The organism is Yoonia sp. SDW83-1 (assembly GCF_046762885.1).
In the GTDB taxonomy this organism is placed as follows: domain Bacteria; phylum Pseudomonadota; class Alphaproteobacteria; order Rhodobacterales; family Rhodobacteraceae; genus Yoonia.
In genome coordinates this window covers 1-374 of the sequence record NZ_JBKQXO010000059.1, presented here as the reverse complement: position 1 = coordinate 374, position 374 = coordinate 1, and the positions used below count along the sequence as shown (strand labels likewise).

Below are 374 nucleotides of genomic sequence, written 5' to 3'. Positions count from 1 at the left end.
GCGAGCATGGTGCGGTGTGACGGGGCGGCCTGTCCTGTAACAACCCCTGCAGTATCGGAGTTTCGGATTGCAGGCTCGCCGACCCTGGGCAAGGATCTGGTGCCCGGCCTGCTGCGCGCCTATGGCAGCAACAAGATCGACACATTTGGCTCCGTCAGCCGGTCGGCGGGTCAGGCCGGTGCAGTCGGTTACGAGGTCATCAGCGCCTCGGGTGAGATGATCGCCGCCGTCGATATCGGGGCCTCGAACACGACAGATGGTCTGACCGATCTTTTGCGTGGGGATGCGGCGATTGCCCTGGCCTCGCGGCCCGCCCGCAACCGCGAAGCCCGCGCCTTTGAAGAGGCGGGCCTTGGCGATATCCGGTCCACACA

The 374-nt window shown here is 65.5% G+C and carries 1 pseudogene; it reads left to right on the top strand.

What is annotated here, in order from left to right:
• Positions 1–374 (top strand): annotated as a pseudogene (locus ACFWW4_RS22730) (flagellar motor protein MotB); the annotation flags it as partial.